Source organism: Luteimonas soli (genome assembly GCF_042648865.1).
Lineage (GTDB): Bacteria > Pseudomonadota > Gammaproteobacteria > Xanthomonadales > Xanthomonadaceae > Luteimonas > Luteimonas soli.
In genome coordinates this window covers 556,132-578,607 of sequence record NZ_JBHRYA010000001.1, presented here as the reverse complement: position 1 = coordinate 578,607, position 22,476 = coordinate 556,132, and the positions used below count along the sequence as shown (strand labels likewise).

Annotated in this window: 19 protein-coding genes; 12 read left to right on the top strand and 7 right to left on the bottom strand. The window is 69.3% G+C overall.

What is annotated here, in order from left to right:
* Positions 1-183 precede the first annotated feature (183 nt).
* Positions 184-444 carry a hypothetical protein gene (locus ACFONC_RS02615; protein ID WP_386742061.1) on the top strand — a complete coding sequence of 87 codons (261 nt, stop codon included), beginning with the start codon at positions 184-186 and terminating at the stop codon, positions 442-444.
* Between the two features lie 413 nt (positions 445-857).
* A complete protein-coding gene (locus ACFONC_RS02610) occupies positions 858-2,387 on the top strand; it encodes a tetratricopeptide repeat-containing sulfotransferase family protein (protein WP_386742059.1) in 1,530 nt (509 codons plus the stop codon).
* 322 nt (positions 2,388-2,709) lie between these two features.
* On the opposite strand, the gene ACFONC_RS02605 is transcribed toward ACFONC_RS02610, so the two are convergent.
* Both ACFONC_RS02605 and sufT read right to left on the bottom strand, forming a co-directional pair.
* Positions 2,710-4,989, bottom strand: a complete 2,280-nt coding sequence (locus ACFONC_RS02605; RefSeq protein ID WP_386742057.1) for a M4 family metallopeptidase — start codon at positions 4,987-4,989, stop codon at positions 2,710-2,712.
* 666 nt (positions 4,990-5,655) lie between these two features.
* A complete protein-coding gene (gene sufT / locus ACFONC_RS02600; RefSeq protein WP_386742222.1) occupies positions 5,656-6,207 on the bottom strand; it encodes a putative Fe-S cluster assembly protein SufT in 552 nt (183 codons plus the stop codon).
* Positions 6,208-6,363: 156 nt separating this feature from the next.
* Between sufT and ACFONC_RS02595 the strand changes: the two genes are divergently transcribed.
* Positions 6,364-6,780 (top strand): hypothetical protein, encoded by a 417-nt coding sequence (locus ACFONC_RS02595; RefSeq protein ID WP_386742056.1) that lies wholly within the window; start codon positions 6,364-6,366, stop codon positions 6,778-6,780.
* Here the strand turns inward: ACFONC_RS02595 and pdxR are convergent.
* The gene (gene pdxR, locus ACFONC_RS02590; protein WP_386742055.1) at positions 6,701-8,221 is read right to left on the bottom strand and encodes a MocR-like pyridoxine biosynthesis transcription factor PdxR; all 1,521 of its coding nucleotides are present in this window, start codon (positions 8,219-8,221) and stop codon (positions 6,701-6,703) included. The genes ACFONC_RS02595 and pdxR overlap by 80 nt on opposite strands.
* 113 nt (positions 8,222-8,334) lie before the next feature.
* Between pdxR and ACFONC_RS02585 the strand changes: the two genes are divergently transcribed.
* The 4 genes from ACFONC_RS02585 to ACFONC_RS02570 all read left to right on the top strand — a co-directional run bounded on the left by ACFONC_RS02585 (position 8,335) and on the right by ACFONC_RS02570 (position 13,610).
* Positions 8,335-8,838: a hypothetical protein gene (locus ACFONC_RS02585; RefSeq protein ID WP_386742054.1), complete on the top strand. Its 504-nt coding sequence runs from the start codon at positions 8,335-8,337 to the stop codon at positions 8,836-8,838.
* Positions 8,839-9,245: 407 nt separating this feature from the next.
* Positions 9,246-11,828 (top strand): TonB-dependent receptor plug domain-containing protein, encoded by a 2,583-nt coding sequence (locus ACFONC_RS02580; RefSeq protein WP_386742053.1) that lies wholly within the window; start codon positions 9,246-9,248, stop codon positions 11,826-11,828.
* Between the two features lie 371 nt (positions 11,829-12,199).
* Positions 12,200-13,126 (top strand): helix-turn-helix transcriptional regulator, encoded by a 927-nt coding sequence (locus ACFONC_RS02575; protein ID WP_386742052.1) that lies wholly within the window; start codon positions 12,200-12,202, stop codon positions 13,124-13,126.
* 4 nt (positions 13,127-13,130) lie between these two features.
* On the top strand, positions 13,131-13,610 hold the full coding sequence (locus ACFONC_RS02570) for a hypothetical protein (protein WP_386742051.1): 480 nt from the start codon (positions 13,131-13,133) through the stop codon (positions 13,608-13,610).
* A gap of 27 nt (positions 13,611-13,637) precedes the next feature.
* Here the strand turns inward: ACFONC_RS02570 and ACFONC_RS02565 are convergent, their stop codons facing one another.
* Positions 13,638-15,035, bottom strand: coding sequence for an NAD(P)(+) transhydrogenase (Re/Si-specific) subunit beta (locus ACFONC_RS02565; protein ID WP_386742049.1), 1,398 nt, complete (start codon positions 15,033-15,035; stop codon positions 13,638-13,640).
* A gap of 43 nt (positions 15,036-15,078) precedes the next feature.
* Positions 15,079-15,378, bottom strand: coding sequence for an NAD(P) transhydrogenase subunit alpha (locus ACFONC_RS02560; RefSeq protein WP_386742048.1), 300 nt, complete (start codon positions 15,376-15,378; stop codon positions 15,079-15,081).
* A 262-nt stretch (positions 15,379-15,640) separates the two neighbouring features.
* Between ACFONC_RS02560 and ACFONC_RS02555 the strand changes: the two genes are divergently transcribed.
* Genes ACFONC_RS02555 through ACFONC_RS02545 form a run of 3 tightly spaced genes read left to right on the top strand, consistent with a single transcriptional unit; the run spans position 15,641 to position 17,013 of the window.
* Positions 15,641-16,213: an RNA polymerase sigma factor gene (locus ACFONC_RS02555; protein ID WP_386742047.1), complete on the top strand. Its 573-nt coding sequence runs from the start codon at positions 15,641-15,643 to the stop codon at positions 16,211-16,213.
* Positions 16,210-16,569: a hypothetical protein gene (locus ACFONC_RS02550; protein ID WP_386742046.1), complete on the top strand. Its 360-nt coding sequence runs from the start codon at positions 16,210-16,212 to the stop codon at positions 16,567-16,569. The genes ACFONC_RS02555 and ACFONC_RS02550 overlap by 4 nt, the downstream gene beginning before the upstream one ends.
* Positions 16,570-16,572: 3 nt before the next feature.
* Positions 16,573-17,013, top strand: a complete 441-nt coding sequence (locus ACFONC_RS02545; protein ID WP_386742045.1) for a DUF3106 domain-containing protein — start codon at positions 16,573-16,575, stop codon at positions 17,011-17,013.
* Positions 17,014-17,121: 108 nt separating this feature from the next.
* Here ACFONC_RS02545 and ACFONC_RS02540 read toward each other — a convergent pair whose 3' ends face one another.
* Both ACFONC_RS02540 and ACFONC_RS02535 read right to left on the bottom strand, forming a co-directional pair.
* Entirely contained in the window at positions 17,122-18,219 is a 1,098-nt protein-coding gene (locus tag ACFONC_RS02540; protein WP_386742044.1) for an NAD(P) transhydrogenase subunit alpha, read from the bottom strand.
* Positions 18,220-18,333: 114 nt separating this feature from the next.
* On the bottom strand, positions 18,334-20,793 hold the full coding sequence (locus ACFONC_RS02535) for a DUF1631 family protein (protein ID WP_386742043.1): 2,460 nt from the start codon (positions 20,791-20,793) through the stop codon (positions 18,334-18,336).
* Positions 20,794-20,855: 62 nt separating this feature from the next.
* Between ACFONC_RS02535 and ACFONC_RS02530 the strand changes: the two genes are divergently transcribed.
* Together ACFONC_RS02530 and ACFONC_RS02525 are read left to right on the top strand one after the other, a co-directional pair.
* A complete protein-coding gene (locus ACFONC_RS02530; RefSeq protein WP_386742042.1) occupies positions 20,856-21,467 on the top strand; it encodes a nitroreductase family protein in 612 nt (203 codons plus the stop codon).
* An 80-nt stretch (positions 21,468-21,547) separates the two neighbouring features.
* Positions 21,548-22,396, top strand: coding sequence for a 5'-3' exonuclease (locus ACFONC_RS02525; protein WP_386742220.1), 849 nt, complete (start codon positions 21,548-21,550; stop codon positions 22,394-22,396).
* Positions 22,397-22,476 lie beyond the last annotated feature (80 nt).

Sequence of the window (22,476 nt, the reverse complement as noted above, 5' to 3'; positions counted from 1 at the left end):
TTTCTCCCGAATGGTTGGATGTGTCGATCGCCGAACGGCGATCTCTCTCGACGCATTTCCAAAGCACCGGCACGGACTCGTCTGGCCCGCATCCGGCTCCTGCACGCTGCTTTTCTTCGGGACCCAACCCGCCAGCGACGACGGCCCCCCGTCCGCTGGCCAGGTCCCCCGCAGCTTCTTCAGATGTCGATCGTTGATGCGTCCGACGAACCCGGCGCAACGCGCGCCGGCGGACCCTCTGGCACGACGGCCGGGGGCAACCCCTTCCGGTCCCGGCTTTGCTCCGCGACGCCGGGTCCGCTGGCCGATCGATCGGCCGACGAATGCTGGGACGCGAAGCTCCGGGATGGATCGGACATCGATCGCCTCGTGCTGGAAGGGCCGCCTGGCGGCGAACCCGATGGACGTGTCGAACTGGTGTCCACCGGGAAAACAGACGCATGACGCAATGCGTCCTGAACTGACGATATCGAACAGTTCAGAAATGATTCACGCTGCGATCGCAGCATTTTTTGCCATCTAATCGTGATCTGATGCGCAATTTCGAAATGTAGACGGTTACAGGCGGAACTATTTCGGGAAGACAGTACGGTGCGTGCCCGCACATCAGCTCGCCTGTGTGGTTCCCTCGCAAACGATCTGTGCGCGGACTTCGGAAGCAGCGGCGTCCCGGCCGAGGAAACGGGAACCCGTCGCCTGCAGGCCGACCGCCCACAAGCCGGCAGCTCCCGCCACTGCCGCTTATCATCGAACGCTCCCCGAACGACGGCGCCGCAATGCCGCAGCCACCGCCGAGCCCCGCCCCTCGCCCCGATCAGTCCCGCCTGGCCGGCCTTCCACCGGCTGGCGTGCAGGCGATGCAGGCGGCACTGCAGGCGATCCGCCGCGGCGACGCAGGCGAAGTGTTGCGGCTGACCGGCGAAGTCCTCGACCTGGTGCCGGAACATCCCGAAGCCCTGCGCCTGGCCGGCATCGCGCATGCCGCCGCCGGCCGCCACGACCTCGCGCGCGATGCGCTGCAGCGCTCGCACGACCGGAACCCGGACGATGCCCTGGTCCTGATCGACCTAGGCAACGCGCAGCAGCGCTGCGGCGAGCAGGACGCCGCGCGCGCCAGCTGGCGCAAGGCGGCGCAGCTGGCGCCCGGGCATCCGATGCCGCCCTGGAACCTCGGCCGCAGCCTGCAGCTGGAAGGTCGCACGGACGAGGCGATCGACCTGCTGTCGCAGGCGGCGGAACTGGCGCCGGATTTCATGCCCGCGCGCATCCTGCTGGGCGACGCGCTGGTGCATGCCGGCCGCTTCGACGACGCCGATACGCACTACCGCCAGGCGCTGTGGCACAACCCGGCCTGCGGCGATGCCTGGCGCGGACTGGCCAACATCAGGACGCGACCACTGTCGGAAGAGGATCGCGAGCAGCTCGCACTCAATCATGGCCGCGCCGACATTGGCGAGCCGGATCGCGTCGCGATGGGCTATGCGCTGGGCAAGGTCTGCGAGGATCACGGCCGCCACGCGGAGGCGCTGGCTGCGCTGCAGTCTGCCAATGCGCGGTTGCGCCTTGAAGCGCCCTGGGACGCCGGTGGTTTCAGCGCGCGCGTGGACGCGATCATCGCCGCCACGGCGCGGCTGCCGGCGCCGCGCGACCCGTCGCTGGGCCACGAGGCAATCTTCATCGTCGGCATGCCGCGTTCGGGCTCGACGCTGTTCGAACAGGTTCTCGCCGCGCACCCGCAAGTGGAAGGCGCAAGCGAACTGCCCGACCTGGAATACGTGCTGCAAGCCGAATCAGCGCGACGCGGGCATCCATTCCCCGGATGGGTTTCGCAGGCTGATGCCGACGACTGGCAGCGCCTGGGCCAGGACTACCTGCAGCGCACCGCGCGCTGGCGCGAGCGGCGGCCGCGCTTCACCGACAAGATGCCGGAAAACTGGCTGTATGCGGGCGTGCTGCGGGCGATGCTGCCCGGCGCCACGGTGATCGAAACGCGCCGCGACCGGCTCGAAACCGCGTGGTCCTGCTACAAGCAGCACTTCTACCGGCTGCCGCATTTCTCGTGCGACTTCGACCACATCGCCGCCTTCATGCGCGACTGCGAACGCGCGATGGAAATCTTTCGCGAACGCGATCCCGGCCGCGTCCATCTGCAATCATACGAAGCCCTGCAGCGCGACGCGGAAGCAGCGATCCGGGTGCTGCTCGATGCCTGCGGGCTGCCTTTCGACGCGGCCTGCCTGCGGTTCCAGGACGCGCGCCGCAGCGTGCGCACCGCCAGCGCAGCGCAGGTCAGGCAGCCGCTGCGGGCGGACACCGGACGCACCGCTGGCTACGGCCCGCTGCTCGATCCGCTGCGGGCGGCCCTTGCGGCAATCGGCCCGGGCTGATCCATCCACGCGGCCATCGTTCCGCACGCGGCGCGATTTGCTCGCGGGGCGAAAAGCATGTCGGGGGTGTAACCCCGACCTACGGCGCTTCATCCACGCGGGCATCGTTCGACGTAGGTCGGGCCTACGCGCCCGACGGCTCTTGATCCGCGAAGGAGCCGTGACAACAAAGAAAAAGCGGGCGGGGACAATGCCCCGCCCGCTCGTGCTTCCTGCCGTTGGCGTCCCTGCCGCTCGGCATCCCTTGCCAGTCGGCCTCCTGCCCCCTGCTTCCGTGCTTTCGTCCCAGACCGGTCCCGGCGCGCGGCCGGGACCGATGCGGTCAGAACGTGACGCTCCAGCTGTTGAGCGTGCCGGTATCGCCCCTGCCGTTGTCCTTCACGCGCAGGTTCCACTGGCCGTTGAGGCTCTCGCCGGACAGATCGACGGTATAGGTCTTGTCGATGTTGTTCGAGCTGCCGCCGGTGCGGTTGTGCAGCTTGTACGCGGTGCCGTCCGGCGCGATCAGGTCGACCCGGAGGTCACCGATGTAGGTGTGGGTGATGTCGACCGCGACCTCGGTCTCGGCCAGGCCACTGCCGCTGCGATCGGCAACGTCGATCGGGCTGCGGAGCACCTGGCGGTCCTCGATGGCGAAGTCGTCGCCGTTGGTGTAGGTCTGCACTTCGTCGTCGCCGGGGCCACCGGGGCCGCCGCCGTCACCTTCGTACTCGCCCACCAGGGTGACGCCGCTGTACGCCTGGTACGCCTTGACGCGGACGTAGTAGGTGCCCTCCTGCGGGGTCGGGAACTCGCACACTTCCGAGTTGCCGGACTTGTATGGACGGCAGTCGTACACCGTGTCGGTGGCCTCCTCGCCGAACTTCACGTACAGGTCCGCATCACCGGTTCCGCCGGAGATGGTGAAGACCAGGTTCGACGCGCCGGCCGGGACGTCCAGCCAGTAACGCAGCGCCTGGCCCGAGGGGCTCTCCAGGCCTGTCACCGGCACCCCGTTCTCCAGCGCGACCGGGTCCGGCGGGGGCGGCGGACCGCCGCCGCATTCGACGTCGACGCCGGCGAAGGCCGCGGTCACGTCGGCCTTGGTGTAGCCCAGGTCCTCGGCCGCGGTCTCGACGCCGCAGGCGCCGTCGTAGAAGTTGGTGCTCGGGGTCCAGTAATCGCGGTTGGCGCTGGCGAAGACCATGAAGGCCTTGTAGGTGTCCCAGCCGGCCGTGTTGGCGAGCAGGTAGAAGGCCTTGTTGTAGACGCCCGACGAGTAGTGGACGTTGAGGCCGTCGTAGTAGTCGTTGGCGCTGCCGATCGAGATGCCGTCGAGGGTCGGATCCTCCATGTAGCGCAGCGCTTCGCCCGGCGCCTTGAAGATCTCGCCGCCGATCAGGAAGTCGTTCTCGCCCTTGAAGAAGAACTCCGCGGCCTCGCCGGCCATGTCGGAGAACGCCTCGTTGATGCCGCCCGGCTGGAGCGAGTACTCGAGGTTGGAGTTCTGCTCGGTGAAGCCGTGCGAGACCTCGTGCGCGAGCACGTCCAGGCTCACCAGCGGATAGAACGTGCTGGCACCGTCGCCGAAGTACATGGTCTGCGTGGCCGGCTCCCAGAACGCGTTCTCGTAGTTGGTGCTGTAGTGCACCTTCAGCGTCACCTTGCCGGTCAGCGGCGAGGTCTGCAGGTAGTCGCTGTACATGTCGAACACGACGTGGCCGAAGTAGTGCGCGTCATTGAGCGGCGCGAACGCGCCGTTGACCGCCTCGACCGTGTTGCGCGGGCAGGTATAGGTCCACGGCGTGGATCCGCTGGTGCCGTGGTCGAGGTTGATCGTGGTGACCTTCTCGCTGTTCATCGTGCAGTCGGCGCCGTTTTCCTCGACGTCGAGGAAGCCGAAGTCGGTGCCGTACTCGTACTGCCCCGTCTTCTCGTTGCCGCCGGGGCCGGTGCCGATCTCGGCGTTCTTCAGCGCGTCGAACTGCTTGAGGATCGCGCCGCTGGCCGCGTCGACGATCACCAGCGGGCTGGTCGGCGAACCGCCCCGGGCCGAGTCGGCGAAGAACGAGACTTCCCACGCCATGTGCGCGCGGCCGTCGTCGCCGACGAAGATCACCTGACGCGACTTCTCGCCCTGCACGCGCATGCCCAGCAGGCGGCTGCCCAGCGCGGCGCGCTTGGCACTCGCCAGTGCCTGGGTGCTGCTTACCCTTGGCGCGACGGCAGGCAACTCGGCCGACAGGCCTTCGATCTTGCGGCCGAACAGCGCGCGGACCTGGCCGTTGGCGTCCTCGCTGACGACCACGTGCTCGCCGTAGACCGGAACGCCGCGGAACTGCTGCTGGTAGCGGGTGTTGCGCGCGCCGTCGCGGGTGGTGTTGGTGCGCAGCACGGACAGCGTGGAGTCCGGACCGAGGCCGAGCATCTCCGCATGGCGGACGCTGGCCTGCTTGCTGACGCCGATCGCCACGCTGGCGTTCGCGTAGCGGCTGTTGATGCTGGAAACATCCTGCTGGTGCAGGTTGACGCGGTTGGCGGCGTGGGCGGACATCGCCATGCACGCCAGGGCCAGTGGCGTCATTGCCACCAGCTGGAGGGAACGCTTCTTGGAATGGATCACTCTGGATCTCCCGATAGGTTGGACACGCGGCCGGCAGCGGCCGGCCACACTCTCTCTCCGCTTTCCAACGACGGCACCGGCCGCCCCCTCGGCCGATACCCCTTTCCTTCCTGCTGCTGTCCTGGTACCCGGCGCATGCCGGGCGTCCCGGGGCCGTCGGCCCGCCGGACGCGATGGTTTGCCATCGACTCTTCCGCAGCTTCTTGGCGCACGAGCCTCCTTCACACAGGGATCGGAACGCGGATGCGGGGCCCGTCTGGAGAACAGCCCCGTACCCGCCATGGCGCAGGACCAGCTCCGTCGTGCCGGATGCCATCCGGCGCCGGCGATGACCCGAAGGTTCGTCGGCCCGCACCTGCGGACTGGATGACGGAAGTGCCCCTACGCGTCCCGATACTGACCAAATTTGGCAACTCAGCGGGCGTTCAGCCGGAAATTCACGCGGCAACTTCGCGTATTTGTGAAATACATCACACTTTCATGTGACCAGCGTCGCGGATGCGGGCTGTCCGGCCCACGCGTGTGCCCCGCCGCGCGGGCGGGTGAGGAAGATCGTGCGGGAAGACCCGACCGGGCTGCCTCGCGGCCAAGGTTGCCCGGGCCGCGCCGTGGCGGCCTGCGCGAATGCGGATGGCGCGGGATGAAGCGGTGCGGGCCGGAGCGGCGCTACAGCATGCCGGTTTCGAGCTTGGCCGATTCCGACATCATGTTGCGGCTCCACGGCGGGTCGAAGACCAGCTCGACATCGGCCTCGGCGACGGTCGGGATCATTTCCAGCTTGCTGCGCACGTCGTCGACCAGGATCTCGCCCATCCCGCAGCCCGGCGCGGTCAGCGTCATCTTCACTTCCACCAGCCGCTTGCCGTCGTCGCCGTGGGTGACGTTGGCCTCGTAGACCAGGCCCAGGTCGACGACGTTGATCGGGATCTCCGGGTCGAAGCAGGTGCGCAGCTGCTGCCACACCAGCTTCTCCACCGCGTCGTCGCTGGCGTCGTCGGGCAGCGAAAGCGGCTCGGCCGGCTCCTTGCCGATCGCGTCGCCGTCCTGGCCGGCGATGCGGAACAGGTTGCCCTCGATGAAGACCGTGTAGCTGCCGCCCAGCGCCTGGGTGATGTAGCCGATGCTGCCCGCCGGCAGGGTCACCACGTCGCCCTGGGGGACCAGGACGGCTGTGCAATCGCGTTCGAGGCGGACGGGTTCGCTGCTGCGGGAGTACATGGTGTTCGGGGCCTGGGTCTGGTGCGTGTCCGGCGGGTCGCTTCCGCGCGACGGCGGTACAGGCCCGAGATGGTGGCGACGCGGCGCCATGCAAGGACGCCATTGTATCGCCGCGCGGACGGTATGCTGTCCGGCTTTCGTCTCGATGGCCGGCCGATGCCTTCCCTTTCCCCGAACCCCTCGCCCCTGCCCGCCCTCGGCCTGCTGCTGGTCGGCAGCATCGGCATCGCCGCGGTGTGGGTCGTGGTTGCGCGTTTCTTCGGTGATGGGCAGATGAGCTGGTTCGCCGTGCTGGCGGCGATCGATGCCTCGCTGATGCTGCGCCTGGGACGCATGCGCCCGGGGCTGCCGCGCGCCGCGTGGGCGGTGCTGGGCACCTGCCTGGCGATCGTCCTGGCCAACTGGGGCATCGTGGCCGCGCAGATCGGCGCACCGATGGGACTGTTGCCGTGGGAATCGCTGGCCCGGCTCGGCCCCGGCTTCGCCTGGATGCTCACGATGCTCGTGAACGACCGCGTCGATTTCGCCTGGTGGTGCGCTGCACTGGTGGTTGCCGCTGTCGCGTCGCGGTGACTACGGGGAACACCGCATCCAGGCTCTGCGCAAACAGCGCCAGCGCCTGCTCGATCTCGGCCACGGACATCGCGCCGAAACCCATCAGCAGCCCGCCCCGGTCCTGCGGGCGCAGGTAGTACGGTGCGATCGAATACAAGCCGAGCCCGGCCTGCTGTGCATGTTGGACCAGTTCGGCGACTTCGGCATCGCCCCGGCCGGGCAGCCATACCACCAGATGCATGCCTGCCTGCGAATCCTCGATTCGCAGCCGCCCACGGCTGCAGGCCAGCAATCCGTCGATCAGTGCGCGGCGGCGGACCTTGAGCTCCTGCGCTGTCCGCCGCAGGTGGCGCTCGAAGGCGCCGCTGGCGATGAACCCGGCCAGTGCGGCCTGCTCGATGCCCGGGGCCGAGAAATCGGCCATCCACTTGGCGGCGATGAAGTCCCGGCGCAGCTGCGGCGGCATGACCAGGTAGCCCAGCCGCAGGGACGGAAACAGCGCCTTGGAGAACGTGCCGACATAGATCACGCGGTTGTCGCGGTCCAGCGAGCGCAGCGCCGCCAGCGGCTTGCCCACGTAGCGGAACTCGCCATCGTAGTCGTCCTCGAAGATCCACGCCCCCTTGCGCGAGGCGTGTTCGAGCAGCGCCATGCGCCGGCGCAGCGACATCAGTGCACCGGTGGGGAACTGGTGCGAGGGCGTCACGCAGACCAGCTTCGCGCGCGCCTGCGCCAGTTCGTCGACGACCAATCCCTGGCTGTCGACGCCCACCGCCTGCATCGACGCGCCCCGCGACAGAAGCACCTTGCGGATCGCGTCGTAATGCGGCTCCTCGATCGCGGCGACGTCGCCGGGATCCAGCAGGACATCGGCGACCAGCGCGATCGCCTGCTGGGTGCCGCCGACGATCAGGACATCTTCCGGGCGTACGTGCACGCCGCGGCGGCGCGAGAGGTAGTCGCAGGTCGCCTCGCGCAGCGCGGGCAGGCCCTGCGTGGGCGGGTAGTTCGGCGGCGTGTACTGCGCGGCCCGCGACAGCTCGCGCGCCCAGGCGGTGGTCAGCGCCGGATTGGCCATCGGCACGCCGTACTGGAAGCTGTGCACGGCACCGGGCACGGCGCGGCCGGGAATCGCGGACTGGTCGTGGCAGTCGCGCATGCGGCGCGCGCGAACGGACTGCGGGCCGATGTCGCCCTGCACCGGGCGCGCCGGCATCGGCGTGGCCGGCAGCGGCTGGGCGACGTAGCTGCCGGAACCGGTGCGCGCGTCGATGAAACCTTCGGCGCGCAGCTGCTCGTACGCCGCCAGCACGGTGTTGCGCGACACCCCGAGTTCCTGTGCCAGCAGGCGCGTGGGCGGCAACCTGGTCCCGTCCCCCAGGCCGCTGAGCATCATGGCCTTGAGCGCGCGCGTAAGCTGCGCATGCAGCGGGCCTTCACCATCGAGTTCCAGGTGCATCGGACGCTCCGCTCGGGATTGGCCCCATTCGAACCGAATGAATTGGCCCTTGATAGTGCCACTTTCGCGGTTTCTGATGGAGCCAATCTCCCCGGAGCCACCAGGACGCACCCATGGCCACGCTCATCGCCCCTGCCGGCTGCGAATCGCGCGACCTGTCCGCGCGCGTGCCATGGACCGCCATCGCCGGGGTCGGCGGCGCGCTGGTCGACCTCGCGGTCGCCGTGGCGTACTGGTCGCAATTCCACGTCGAGGCGATCCGCATCCCGCAGGGCATCGCCGCCTGGGTCATGGGGCGCGGCGCGTTCGACGGCGGCGCGGCGACGGCGCTGTTCGGCCTGCTGCTGTACTGCGGCCTGGTTTGCGCCGTCTGTGTGCTGTACCGGGTCGCGGCACAGCGCTGGGCGGTGCTGCTGCGGCAGCCGGTCGCCTGCGGTGCGCTGTACGGGGTGCTGGCTTACGGCGCGATCTTCTGGGTCATGGCACCGTTGCTGACCGGCAGCGGCGGCTCCACGAAGCCCGAATGGCTCGGGCTGTGCGCTGCGACGTACGCCCTGGCGATCGGCATCCCCGCCGCGCTGGCGGCGCGTGCCACGCTCGCCGCAGGCCGCGGCTGAGGACGCGGCCGCCGGAAATCGCTGCGGCCTCCCCAATCCTTCCGGTTGTCGCGCAGCCATCAGCGCGTCCAGTCGCACTCGCGGAGGCAAGACTGGCAGCGTGTGGGCCGACCAGGGGCCGTAGGTCGGGGCTACGCCCCCGACGGCTTTCCGCGCCGAATCAGACAACGCCCGCGACGCCCGCCAAGAGCCGTCGGGGGCGTAGCCCCGACCTGCGGTTGATTGCAGTCCGCGTTCATTCGTGGCGCGCCTGCGCGCATCAATTCCCGGTTGCTGCACATCTTTTCCACCGCGCGATGCACAGCGGCACAGGTTAAGGATTCGTAATTTCAGTCGACCCCGCTCCGTCGCGCGACGTCGCGGCACCGGGGCTTATCCGAAACCGGAACGACTGGAGAGAATCCAAGATGACCTTGCAGACCACCAAGCTCCGCGACGCAATCGCCTTCGCCCTTGTCGCGGGCGCCACCGGCCTCGCCGGCACCGGTGTTGCGTTCGCGCAGGACCAGGAAACCACCGCGTCCGACACCACCACCCTCGACCGCATCGAAGTCACCGGTTCCCGCCTGAAGCGCGCCGAGATCGAAGGCGCCATGCCGGTCACGGTCATCGACCGCGCCCAGATCGACGCCAGCGGCGAAGTGTCCGTCGCCGACTACCTGCGTACCACCAACTTCAACTCGGTCGGCCAGTTCCGTCCGCAATCGGGCAGCTCGGCCCAGGCCGGCGCGTTCGCCAACCTGCGTGGCCTCGGCGGCCAGCGCACCCTGGTCCTGATCGACGGCCACCGCGCGCCGAAGGCACCGTTCGCCGCCGGCGCCGGTACCGACCTCAACGCCATCCCGCTGGCGGCCGTGGAGCGCATCGAAGTGCTCACCGACGGCGCCTCGGCGATCTATGGCGCCGACGCGGTCGGCGGCGTGATCAACCTGATCCTGCGCAAGGACTACAACGGCGCCCAGGTCACCGTCGGCCACTCGAGCCCGGAATGGGGCCCGACCGATGAAGCGTCGATCCTGTTCGGCGTCAGCGGCGATCGCGGCCACATCGTCGGTGGCTTCTCGCACAACCGCCGCGCGATGATCTTCACCAACACCCGCCCTTGGGGCTCCGAACCCGGGGCAAGCACCTTCGGCAACAACTACTTCTCGGTCGACGCCGACGGCAACCTCGTCAACTCCAACTACGTCAACGGCATCGACTTCTTCAACCCGGTCGAGGGTGGCTGCACCAACCAGGATTTCTGGATCGACCCGGCCAACGGCCGCTGCGTGTACGACTTCAACGCCACCGCGGCGGACGAAGCCAGCTACGGCAACAAGGCGTTCTTCCTGAACGGTGAAGTGCAGATCAACGACGACTGGTCGACCTACTTCAGCACCAACGTCACCAACGCCAACAGCTTCGGCCGCTACGCGCCGACCCCGGGCGTCGTGGTCATCGCCCCGGACGCCGCGCAGAACCCGGTCCCGGGCGCCACCACCTACCTGTACCACCGCTTCGCCGCCGCGGGCAACCGCGACACCGAGACCAACGCCAACGCCTACGACATCATGCTCGGCTTCCGCGGCATGGTCGGCGAGAGCATCGACGTCGATTTCGGCGTGCGCTACAACACCTACCGCTACGACGAGTTCGGCCGCAACTACATCGTCGGCTCGCTGGCCGAGCAGGCAATCAACGACGGCCTGTACAACATCTACGACCCCGGGGCCACGCCGGTCGGCGTGCTGGACTCGATCAAGGCCACGATCACCCGCAACAGCAACTTCACCACCAAGGAAGCCTTCGGCAACGTCACCTTCAACGACCTGTTCGAGATGGCCGGCGGCAGCGCCGGCCTGGTCGTCGGTGGCGAGTTCCGCAAGGAAGACTACGCCGACATCTACGACTCGCTGTCCTCGGCGGGCGTGATCCTCGGCAGCGCCGGCGCCACGTCGGGCGGCGGACGCGAGGTCAGTTCGGTCTACGCGGAAATGCTGCTGCCGTTCACCTCCACCCTCGAGGCCGACATCGCCGGCCGCTACGAAAAGTACTCCGACTACGGCAGCAACTTCGCCCCGAAGATCGCGCTGCGCTGGCACCCGATCGACAGCCTGACCCTGCGCGGTTCGGTCGGTCGCGGCTTCGTTGCTCCGACCCTGGACATCATCACCCAGGAAACGGCGTTCTCGGCCGATTCGGTCTTCGACCCGGCCACCTGCCTGTTCTTCGGCGCCGACACCGCGGCCGACTGCGAGGCATTCGGCGGCGACGATCCGGTCCAGGTCAACGCCTTCCGCGAGAAAGCCGAGGGCCTGGGCGCGGAGGAATCGACCCAGTACTCGTTCGGCGTGGTCTGGGACGCGACCGACTGGCTGAACGTGACGGTCGACTACTGGAACATCAAGATCGAGGAGCGCATCGCGTTCTTCAGCTCGCAGCAGCTGATCAACATCGACAACGGCGACGACTCGACCCCGGTGCCCGGTGCCCCCTGCTCGCTGGTGCGCGACCCGGCGCGCGGCAACGCTGTCGTGGAGATCCACAACTGCTTCTTCAACCAGGGCGAGGTCAAGACCGACGGTATCGACCTGACGCTGCGCACCAACTTCGATCTCGGCGGCGCCGGCAAGCTGACCAACCTGCTGCAGGCCAGCTGGCAGAACGAGTTCACGATCGATGGCGGTGTCGACCAGGTGCAGACGCAGGGCTTCCCGGCGGTCCGTGCGACGCTGAACAACCAGTGGAACCGCGGCGACTGGGGCCTGGGCTACATCGCCCGCTACATCGGCTCCAACGGCAGCGGCCCGAGCGCCACCGACAGCTGGCTCACGCACGACCTGCAGGCCAGCGTGGAACTGCCGTGGAATGCAAAGTTCACGCTCGGCGTCAACAACGTGACCGACGAAATGCCGGAGTTGATCAGTTTCAACGGACGCCCGTTCAACTTCTTCCTGTACGACGCCTACGGCCGTACGCCGTACATGCGTTACGAACAGCGCTTCTGATCGTTCACCGCAACGCGCAACTACGGGGGGAAGGGCTTCGGCCCCTCCCCTTTTTCTTTATACGATGCGCATCGCCGACACCACCCGGCGCCGAAACGCAACCAAGGGCAACGTTCCCGCGCCCTGCGGGACAGCATGCAGCCGCAACGACGCCCATTGTGGACATCCGTCAGCGGTGCTTCGCATTCTCTCTCTCCAGGCAAGGGCGCACGGGCTGCAGCCGTTCGAGAACATGCAGCGACAAACGCCCGTCCGCAGACATCGGCCCGGCATCGCCGGGCCGCCTTTTTCCTGCTTCCGTGAATTGGCACCCTCGATGCCGGCCGGATTGGCGCTGCAGCCGGGCCGATTGCGCGGCTAACGTCGTCGCCATGGACGACCGCAAACACTTCAAGCCGATCCCGCAGCCGGACGTGCATTCCGATACCGTCCGTTTCCACACCCTGCATTTCGCCGACGAGATCCAGTTCCAGCCCCGCGCGGGATTGTCCCTGGATGTCATCCATGCACGAGGGCGCGGCACGCGCCTGCAGATGCCGGCCGGATGGCTGTCACTCTGCCTGCCGCTGTCGGGCCGCCTGCACCTGGGCTCGGCCGGCAGCCACTGGGAGCTTCCCGCCGGAAACTGGCAGGCGTGGCGCGACAGCCCGCTGCGCGTGGGCTGCGACGGCCCGGGTGCCTGGCTCGCGCTGGCGGGGCCGCTCGCCGCATGGCAGCGGCGCCTGCACCCGCACGGCAGCGGTCGCCCGGAAATCTTCCCCCGCGCCGGCGCCTGCCCCCGCGACCTGCGCCGCCTGCTGGTCCGGCTGGCGCGCGTGGCGCGCGGGGACATGGCCGCAGGCGAAGGCCCAAGCAGGATGGTCGAGGCCGTCTGCGCGGCCGTCGTCGAGCAACAGCGCGATCTCTCCGCGCTGGTCACGCGCTGCAGCGGCCGGACCCGGCAGCGGCGCCAGCAGACCATGCTGCGCCTGCTCCGCGTCCGCCACCTGATCGAGAACTGCGAAGGCGAACGGCCGGACCTGGCACAGCTCGCACGCAGCGCCAGCTATTCCCCCTGGCACCTGATCCGCGTCCACCGCGACGTGTTCGGCGAGACCCCTTCCGAGTACGCAGCGCGGCTCCGGCTGCAGCAGGCCTGGACACTGGTGCGCGACACCCGGACGTCGATCTGCGAGATCTCCGAGGCACTCGGCTTCGAAAGCCAGAGCGCATTCTGCCGGTCCTTCAAGCGATCCTTCGGCTGCACCGCGACCGAAGTACGAAGCGCCAGCGGCGAAGCCGCCCGGCTGGCGGCATGAGGCGGTGACGGCCCACGCCGCGATGCCGGTGCGAGCGGGCAGGCTGTCCGCGGTGGCCTCGGTGTCGTTGGGCGGCCTTGCCATCGGCACGCTGGACCTCGCATTCGCGTCGGTCTTCTGGCAGTCGCACGGTGTCACGCCCGCACGGATCCTGCAGTCGGTCGCGGCGGGAGTCCTCGGCGAAGCGAGCTTCGCGGGCGGCACGACCTCCGCGATGCTCGGGGCCTGCCTGCATTACTTCATCGCCACGATGTTCGTGGTCGTCTACCGGTTCGCGGGACTGCGCCACGCCGGACTGCGCAGGCACCCCGTGTCCTGCGGACTGGCCTACGGCGTGCTGCTCTACCTGGCGATGAACTTCGTCGTCGTGCCGCTATCGGCGGCTGCGGCGCCGGGCTTCGGCAACGTGCCGTGGGTCGCCAGCAGCGTCGCGATGCACGTGGTGTTCGGCGTGATGTGCGCGCTGTTCACGCGCAGGGCCTGAAGGGCGCGCGGGAATGCCGGCGATGCGTCAGTGCCCGCCGTCGAGCGCCTTGAGCTCGCTGACCAGCGCGTTCGCCATTTCCGCGCCGTCGCCGTAGAGCATGCGGGTGTTGTCGGCGTAGAACAGCGCGTTCTCGATCCCGGCAAAGCCCGTGCCCTTGCCGCGTTTGATCACGATGGTGTTCTTCGAATCGACCACGTCGAGGATCGGCATGCCGTAGATCGGCGAGGCCGGGTCGGTCTTCGCCACGGGATTGACCACGTCGTTGGCGCCGATCACCAGCGACACGTCGGTGTTGGCGAACTCGGGGTTGATGTCGTCCATGTCGGCGATCAGGTCGTAGGGCACGCCGGCCTCGGCGAGCAGCACGTTCATGTGCCCGGGCATGCGCCCGGCGACGGGATGGATCGCGAACTTCACCTTCACCCCGCGATCCATCAGCTTCTTCGCCAGCTCCCAGATCTTGTGCTGCGCCTGCGCCACCGCCATGCCGTAGCCGGGCACGATCACCACGCGCTCGGCGAAGGCCATCATCGCGGCGACGTCGCCGGCCTCGATCGGCTTCTGCGAGCCGGAAATCTCCTGCGCCTGCCCACCGCCGCCGAAGTTGGAGAACAGCACGCTCTTGATCGAGCGGTTCATCGCCTTGGCCATCAGCCGCGTGAGCAGCATGCCGGCCGCGCCGACCATCATGCCGGCGATGATCAGCGCCTCGTTGCCGAGCACGTAGCCCTCGAACGCCACCGCAAGGCCGGTCAGCGCGTTGTACAGCGAGATCACCACCGGCATGTCGGCGCCGCCGATGGGCAGCGTCATCAGCACACCCAGGGCGAGCGCGGCGACGAAGAAGGCAATGATCATCGGCACGCCGAGCGAATGCACGACGATGCCGCCCAGCACCACCGTCGCGATCGCGACCGCGGCGTTGAACAGCTGCTGGCCCGGGAACGTGTAGCGCTTGTCCATGCGCCCGTCGAGCTTGGCCCAGGCGATGAACGAGCCCGACAGCGACACCGCGCCGATCAGCGCACCGAGCACGCCGAGCACCAGCGTGGTCATCGACGGCGCCGCGCCGACGCCAGCGAAGCGCAGCAGTTCCACCGCACCGATCGCCGCGGCCGAACCGCCGCCCATGCCGTTGAACAGCGCCACCATCTGCGGCATGTCGGTGATCGCCACCTTCTTGCCCCAGAACCAGGTGAGCGCGATGCCGATCACCGTCGCCGCGACGATCAGGCCGAGGTTGTGCAAGCCCGGCAGGAACAGCGTGGCCACGGTCGCGATGACCATGCCCAGGCCCGCCCAGCGGATACCGCTGCGCGCGGTGAGCGGCGACGCCATGCGCTGCAGGCCGAGCAGGAACAGGGTCGCGGCGACGAGATAGCTGGACTTGACGAGCAGCGACAGGAGTTCGGGCGTGGTCATCGGGCGGCCTCCCGCAGCGGGCGCGACGGCCGGCTCGCCGCCGTCATGCCTTGCCCTCCGGCTTCTTGCTGGACTTGAACATGTCCAGCATCCGCTCGGTCACCACGTAGCCGCCGGCAGCGTTGCCCGCGCCCAGCAGCACCGCGGCGAAGCCGATCATCTTCTCCAGCGTGGTGTCGGCATGGCCGAGCACGACCATGGCGCCGATCAGGACGATGCCGTGGATGAAGTTGCTGCCCGACATCAGCGGGGTGTGCAGGATCACCGGCACCCGCGAGATGATCACGTTGCCGGCGATCGCCGCCAGCATGAAGATGTACAGCGCCACGAAACCGTCGCCCATCGCCGCTCTCCCCATCCAGGTGCCCGCATCATAACCGGCCGGGCGCGCGCTGCAGGCGCCGTAGTTGCGATCGCCGCGCGTGCCTGTCAACCCGGCGCCCCGGGGTGCGTTCCCATGCCCGACCCCACAGCACGCCGTACCCGATGACATGCCGGAGGCCGCGCTCCACGCCCGCCAATCCCATACGCCGCCGCATCGCGCGGCGCGGCCGACGGTGCCCGGGACAGCCCGCATTGCCCGCGCAGCCGCTAAGCTGCACAGCGTGAGTACCGGGGCCCGCGCCATCACCGATCCGTCCACCCGGGATGCCGAAGCGCCGGCGGATGCCACGCTCGACGCCTTCCTGGCCGGCGTCGGACCGCGCGCGTTCCGCTTCGCCGAGGCCGGCCTGCGCCACCGCGAGGACGCGATGGACGCGGTGCAGGAAGCGATGATGAAGATGCTCGCCTACCGCGAGCGTCCTGCCGAGGAATGGACGCCGCTGTTCTGGAGCATCCTGCGCAGCCGCATCATCGACGTGCAGCGGCGGCGCACGTTCCGGCTCGGCTGGCTGGGCGGCAGCCCACCGGCTGGCGGCGAGGACGCCAGCCTGGACTGGGCCGACGACGGCCCCGACCCATCGCGCGCCCACGACGGGCGCGAGGCCTACGGACGGCTGCTTGCAGCGCTGCGCGAACTGCCGCGGCGCCAGCGCGAGGCGTTCACGCTGCGCGTGCTGGAGGAGTTCGACGTCGCCGACACGGCACGGATCATGAAATGCAGCGAGGGCTCGGTGAAGACGCACCTGTCGCGCGCACGAGCGGCGCTGCAACGGCAACTGGAGGATTTCGCATGAACCACGACAACCGCGACGCACGCTTCGACGCGGCGATGCGGCAGCTGCATGAATCGGCCGTCGACCGGGTCTCCGGGCGGACTCGACTGCAGCTTCAGCAGCTCCCGCGCACCGCCCCGGCCGCGCGGCCGGCGCCGCATCGCCTCGCCTGGCCGCTGGCGGCTTCGTTCGCCGCGGTGCTGGCACTGATGGTCGGCATGCAACTGTGGAACGAGCCCGTGTCCACGCCGGCAGCGCCGGCGACCGTCGTTGCCGGCACCGACACCGATGCCGACATCGACGCGGTGCTCGACGAGAATCCCGACCTCTACCTGTGGCTTGCGTCCAATGACGCATACGCCCTGGCGATGGAGTAAGCCATGCGCGCCTTTCCGATCCTTGCACTTGCCTTGGCCGCACTGATGTCGTGCCCCGTGATGGCGGCCTCCCCGCCACCGGCCGAAACGGAAGACGCCGCCGCGCCGCTGCCTGCCTGGGAACAGCTCACGCAGGCCCAGCGCGACGCACTCATCGCGCCGTTGCGCACGCGCTGGAACGACAACCCCGACCAGCGCGCGCGCATGTACGAACACGCGCAGCGCTGGCAGGACATGACCCCGGAACAGCGCAAGCGCGCGCACCGCGGCATGAAACGCTGGAAGCACATGGACCCCGAGCAGCGGGAACAGGCGCGTGCGCTGTTCCAGAAGATGCGCGGCATGTCGAAGGAAGACCGCGACGAGCTGCGCAGGCAGTGGCACGCGATGACGCCGGAGCAGCGCCGCCAATGGGTCGAACAGAATCCGCCCGCGGAGCACTGAGCCACCCGGCGGACGAGATCCTGTAGGAGCGGCGGAAGCCGCGAGCTTTTCCAATCAGGTCGTCAAGGCTCGCGGCTTCCGCCGCTCCTACGACAGACCGGACCTGGATCAGCTTGCCGGCCGCTCCGGCCAGACGGTCTTCGCCAGCAGCTCGTCTTCCCAGTCGAAGACCAGCGCACCGTCCTTGAGCAGCAGCGAAACGAAATTGAACACGTTGCGCGCGTACATCTCGCTGGCGTGCAGCGCCCCGCTGCTGGCCAGGTTCAATGGGCCGGCAATCGTGACGCCGTTGCTGTCGACGGTCTCGCCGGGCCGCGTCAGTTCGCAGTTGCCGCCGGTCTCGGCAGCCAGGTCGACGATCACGCTGCCGGGCTTCATGCCGGCCACCATCGCCGCGGAAATGATCTTCGGCGCCGGTCGCCCCGGCACCGCGGCGGTGCAGACGATCACGTCGATGCCCTTGAGGTGCTCGCCCAGCCGGCGCTGCTGCTCGGCGCGCTCCTCGTCGGTGAGCTGGCGCGCGTAGCCGCCCTCGCCCGCGGCGCTGACGCCCAGGTCGAGGAACTTGCCGCCCAGCGATTCGATCTGCTCGCGCGTCTCCGGACGCACGTCGAAGCATTCGACCTGCGCGCCCAGACGCCTGGCCGTCGCCACCGCCTGCAGGCCGGCCACGCCCGCGCCCACCACCAGCACCTTCGACGGCCGGATCGTGCCGGCCGCGGTGGTCAGCATCGGGAAGAAGCGCGGCGCCAGCTGCGCGCCGATCAGCACCGCCTTGTAGCCGGCCATGCCGGCCTGCGAACTGAGTACGTCCATCGCCTGCGCACGCGTGGTGCGCGGCAGGCGTTCGAGCGGGAAGGCGACGATGTCGTTGGCGCGCAGCGCTTCGGCGCGCGCCGGGTCGGCCTCCGGCTGCAGGCTGCCGACCAGCACAGCGCCGCGCTTGAGCCGCGCGATCGCATCCGGCCCCGGCGGCTGCACGCACAGCGCGATGTCGGCCTCGGCACGTGCGTCGTCGGAGCCATCGACCAGCTGCGCGCCCGCCTCCGCATAGGCCGCGTCCGGGAAGTGCGCGCCGTCGCCCAGCCCGCGTTCGACGCGCACCTTGGCACCGGCGGTGACGAGCTTTTTGCAGGTTTCCGGGGTGACGGCGACGCGCCGCTCACCGGGCGCGGTCTCGCGCGCGATTCCGATCGTCACTGTCATGCCTGGCTCCGAGGTCCGGTCGCCGGCCATCGTAGCGAATCCCCCGCGGCCGCGCGATTGCATCGCGATGCCCGTCGGCGGCAATGTCGGGCGGCGCCGTGGCCGCCCATGCGGTCAGTTCGCCGAAGCGGCCGCCGGCATCTCGTTGAGGTGCTGCCAGAGATGCTTCATCGCCTCGTCGAACGGCGCGTCCACCGAACGGACGCTCGCGTGGCCACTGCCGACCAGCGCCGCCAGTTCCTCGGGCGAGACCACCATCTTGCGCACGCCGCGGCGGTTGACGATCAGCAGGCGCGAGGTCAGCGGGCTGATCCAGGCCACGCGGGCGGCCGTTTCGCGCCCGTCTTCGTCCACCAGGCGCAATCCCTGCCCCGGGCGCAGGCGACGCATGCGCGCGGCGATGGCCGGATCGAAGTCGAGTGCGTCGTGGCCACCCACCACCCGCAGCGCGGCGGGCTTCTGCTCGTCGTCGAAGCTTTCGCCTTCTGCGTCGCCGGCGTGCGGCACGTGCGCCTTGCGCGCGGTGTCGGGCAGGCCGAGCGCGGCGATGATGCGCGCCATCGAGTCGCGCGCGCTGCCGGCGTCCAGGCCGCAGCTCGAATAGCAATCCACCAGCGGCGCCTGCAGGGCAAGCAGCTGGTCGGCGACCACCGCGCCGCGGGCATGCGCGGCGTCGGTGTCGACCTGGACCATCGCGTCGCCCAGCGCGATCGCCGCGCGGTGCCGCGCAGAGTCGGCGCCGTCGCGCAACCAGGTCTGGGTGAGGTAGTGGCGCCACTGGCCGTCGAGGAACTGCGCGATCGCCTCGGTCAGCGGACGGTCGGCGACGCGCGAGGCCACCAGGCCCTCGGCCGCGCGGCGCGCGTGCTGCAGGCGCTCGCGGCCGTGGATGGCCTCGGCAGTGCGCTTCTCGGCCAGCTCCGAACGCTTGCGCTGCTGGTCGAGCTGGTCGCGCAGTTCGGAGGCCGCGAGTTCGAAGATCGCCTGGTCGTCGTCGTACTCGGTGACCACGCGGTCGACCGCCTGCTCGGCGCGGTCGAGCGTCTCCGAGTCCTGCGGGGTTTCGCCGGCGTTGCCGTCGCAGGCCTCGGTAAGCACGTCGAGCAACCGCCGCGCCGGGTGGCTGCGGCGGTTGAACATCGAGTCGTCGGTCAGCGCGACCTTCAGGTACGGCACCACCAGCTTGCCGTACATCGCGCGCGCGCGCTGCATCAGTTCGTTGGCCTCGACCAGGGACTGGAACAGGATGCCGACCAGGTCGATCGCATCCTGCTCGTCGTTGCTCAGCGCCGTGTCCTCGGGGTCGAAGCCGAGCTGGCGGATGCCGTCGAGGATCTCCCCGCGCAGCGCGCCGGCAAGTGCGTAGCTGTTGTTGTCGCCGGACAGCGCACGCACGAAGGGCGTCGGGTCGTCGCGCTGCAGCATGCGGGCAATGTTGAGCAGGTCCTCGGTGCCCAGGACGTGGTTGGCGGCGTCCGCGGCCGCGTGTTCGGCGGCCTGGCGCGCGGCCTGCTCGCTGGCCTCGGCCTGGCGCGTGCGCCAGGTGCGCAGCTGTTCGCGGACGACGTCGCGGTAACGCGGCACGCGGCCGGCGAAGTCAGGCGCCTGCGGGACGGCACCGGCCGCCGCTGCGACCTGCGACGCGAGCGAGGCGCCGGCCTGCTGCGGGGCGCCCGGTGCCGCGGCCATGCCGCCGGGCATCATCTGCGCCGCTGCCTGGTACATCACCGGCTGCGCGAACTGCCCTGGCGTGAACTGCCCGGCCTGCTGGGGGCCGTTCGCATGCTCGACCACGCCGCCGTCGGGGACCCAGAGCCCACCGTTGTCGCCGGTTCCGGCATTCCCGCCACCCGCCGCGGACGTCGTGGACACATGGACGACCCGGTTGCCCTGGCGCGGCTTGGAAGCCGCCCCCATCCCGCCGAATCCGGCGGCCTCGAGCGAGGCGTTGGTGCGTTCGTAGATCGTGCCGAGCGCATGCGGCAGGCGCTTCTCGTGCAGGCGGAACACCATCACCCGCAGGCCCGGGCTCAGGTCGTCGCGTTCGAACAGGCCGGTGAAGGCGCTGACCGCGGCCTCCGGGCGCATCGGGTTGCTGCGCTTGCCCTGCACGCCCAGCGCGTTGGCCAGCGACTGCAGGCGTTCGTCCATCAGTTCCAGCGGATGCAGGAACTGGTGGTCGAGCAGTTCCGTGGTCTGCTGCCCGGCGAGATGGATCTCCAGCTCGTCCTCGGACATCAGGCTCAGCGATTTTTCCTGCTGCTTCGGCGGCTTCGGGTCGAGCCAGCGGCCGAATTCGCGCTCGATCGCGTCGCGGTAGCGCGTGGCCAGCTCCAGCGCGCGCTGGTGCAGCGCGGCGATCGCAACGCGGTCGTCCTGGTTGGCGCTGTAGTCGTGGCCGGCCAGGGCGGCCAGGCGCACCTGTTCCTCTATGCTGCCCCAGAACCCGGACAGCACGCCGGCCATCTCGGTGAGCGCATGGCGCTTGATGGTTTCGTAGGTGCGCACCGCTTCGCTGCCTATGCGGCCATGCGCCGGGGTGGTCAGCGTGTCGAAGTCGTCGTGTTGCGTCATTTCGGGGGAGAATGCGCTAGGCGGAATGCCCGAAATGAATACGATCCATTAAGTGGAGCTTCATGTCTGTGACCCAACCCGCAAATAGCCCAAATGGGCGTTTTTCCGAGCTCGGATTCCTCGATTCGCGGCGCTCGGTGCCGGCCCGGCAACTCGGTGCGCCGGGGCCCGACGATGCCACCGTGCTCCGCATGCTGCAATCGGCGTCGCGCGTGCCCGACCACGGCAGACGCGTACCGTTCAGGTTCGTACGAATCGCCGGTGACGCGCGCCTTGCACTGGGCGAGGCGCTGGCCGCGCTCACGATCGAACGCGACCCGCAGGCCAGCGACGGCGCGATCGAAAAAGACCGCCAGCGTTTCGCCCACGCGCCGCTGGTGATCGCCGTGCTGGCGATCCTCGACCCGGACGACCGCAAGATCCCCGAGACCGAGCGCCTGCTCAGCGCCGGCGCGGCCTGCTTCGCCCTGCTGCAGGCCGCCCAGGCGCTGGGCTTCGGCGCCAACTGGCTGACCGGCTGGCCCGCCCACGACCCGCAAGCGCACGCACTGTTGGGAATGGGCGAACACGAGCGTGTCGTCGGTTTCGTCCACATCGGCACGCCGATGACGGAAGTGCCCGAACGCGAGCGTCCCGACGCGGCGGCGCTGCTCACGGACTGGACGCCGGGTTGAGCACAACCACGTCCGCGGCCGCGCGCCCCACCCTGCACCTGGTCGACGCCAGCCTGTACGTGTTCCGGGCCTGGCATTCGATGCCCGACGAGTTCCACGACGCCGACGGCTGGCCGACCAACGCGGTGCACGGCTTCGCCCGCTTCCTGCTCGAACTGCTGGAGCGCGAACGCCCGAAACACATCGTCGTCGCCTTCGACGAGGCGCTGGACAGTTGCTTCCGCAACGCACTGTACCCGGCCTACAAGGCCAACCGCGACCCGGCGCCGCCGGAGCTCAAGCGCCAGTTCGCCTACTGCCGCGCGCTGTGCGACGCGCTCGGCCTGGTGTCGCTGTCGCACTCGGACTACGAGGCCGACGACCTGATCGGCAGCGCCCTGCACCAGGCGCGCGCACACGGCCATCGCGGGGTGATCGTTTCGGCCGACAAGGACCTGTCGCAGCTGCTCGGCGAGCACGACGAGCAGTGGGATTTCGCCCGCAACCAGCGCTGGGGGATGGCCGGGGTCAAGGCGCGGCACGGCGTTGAAGCGCGGCAGATCGCCGACTACCTGGCGCTGTGCGGCGACTCGGTCGACAACATCCCCGGCGTGCCCGGCATCGGCGCCAAGACCGCGGCCGTGCTGCTGGCCCACTTCGACAGCCTCGACGCGCTGCTCGAACGCATCGACGAGATCGCCTACCTGCGTTTCCGTGGCGCCGCGCAGGCCGGCGCGAAGCTGCGCCTGCACCGCGAACAGGCGCTGCTGTGCCGCCAGCTCTCGACCATCGCCCTGGACGCGCCGCTGTCCGGCACCGCGCCGCCATTCGCGCGCGGCGAAGCCGACGCCGCAACCCTGCTCGCACTGTGCGAAGCGATGCGCTTCGGGCCGATGACAAGGCGCCGGCTGCAGACGGCGGCGGGCGTGGAATTCGTGGCGGGCGCGTAGCCCGAATCGCGTCCACCTTGCAGGAGCGGCGGAAGCCGCGAGCTTTTGCCGACACGGCTGTAGTCGCGAAGAGCTCGCGG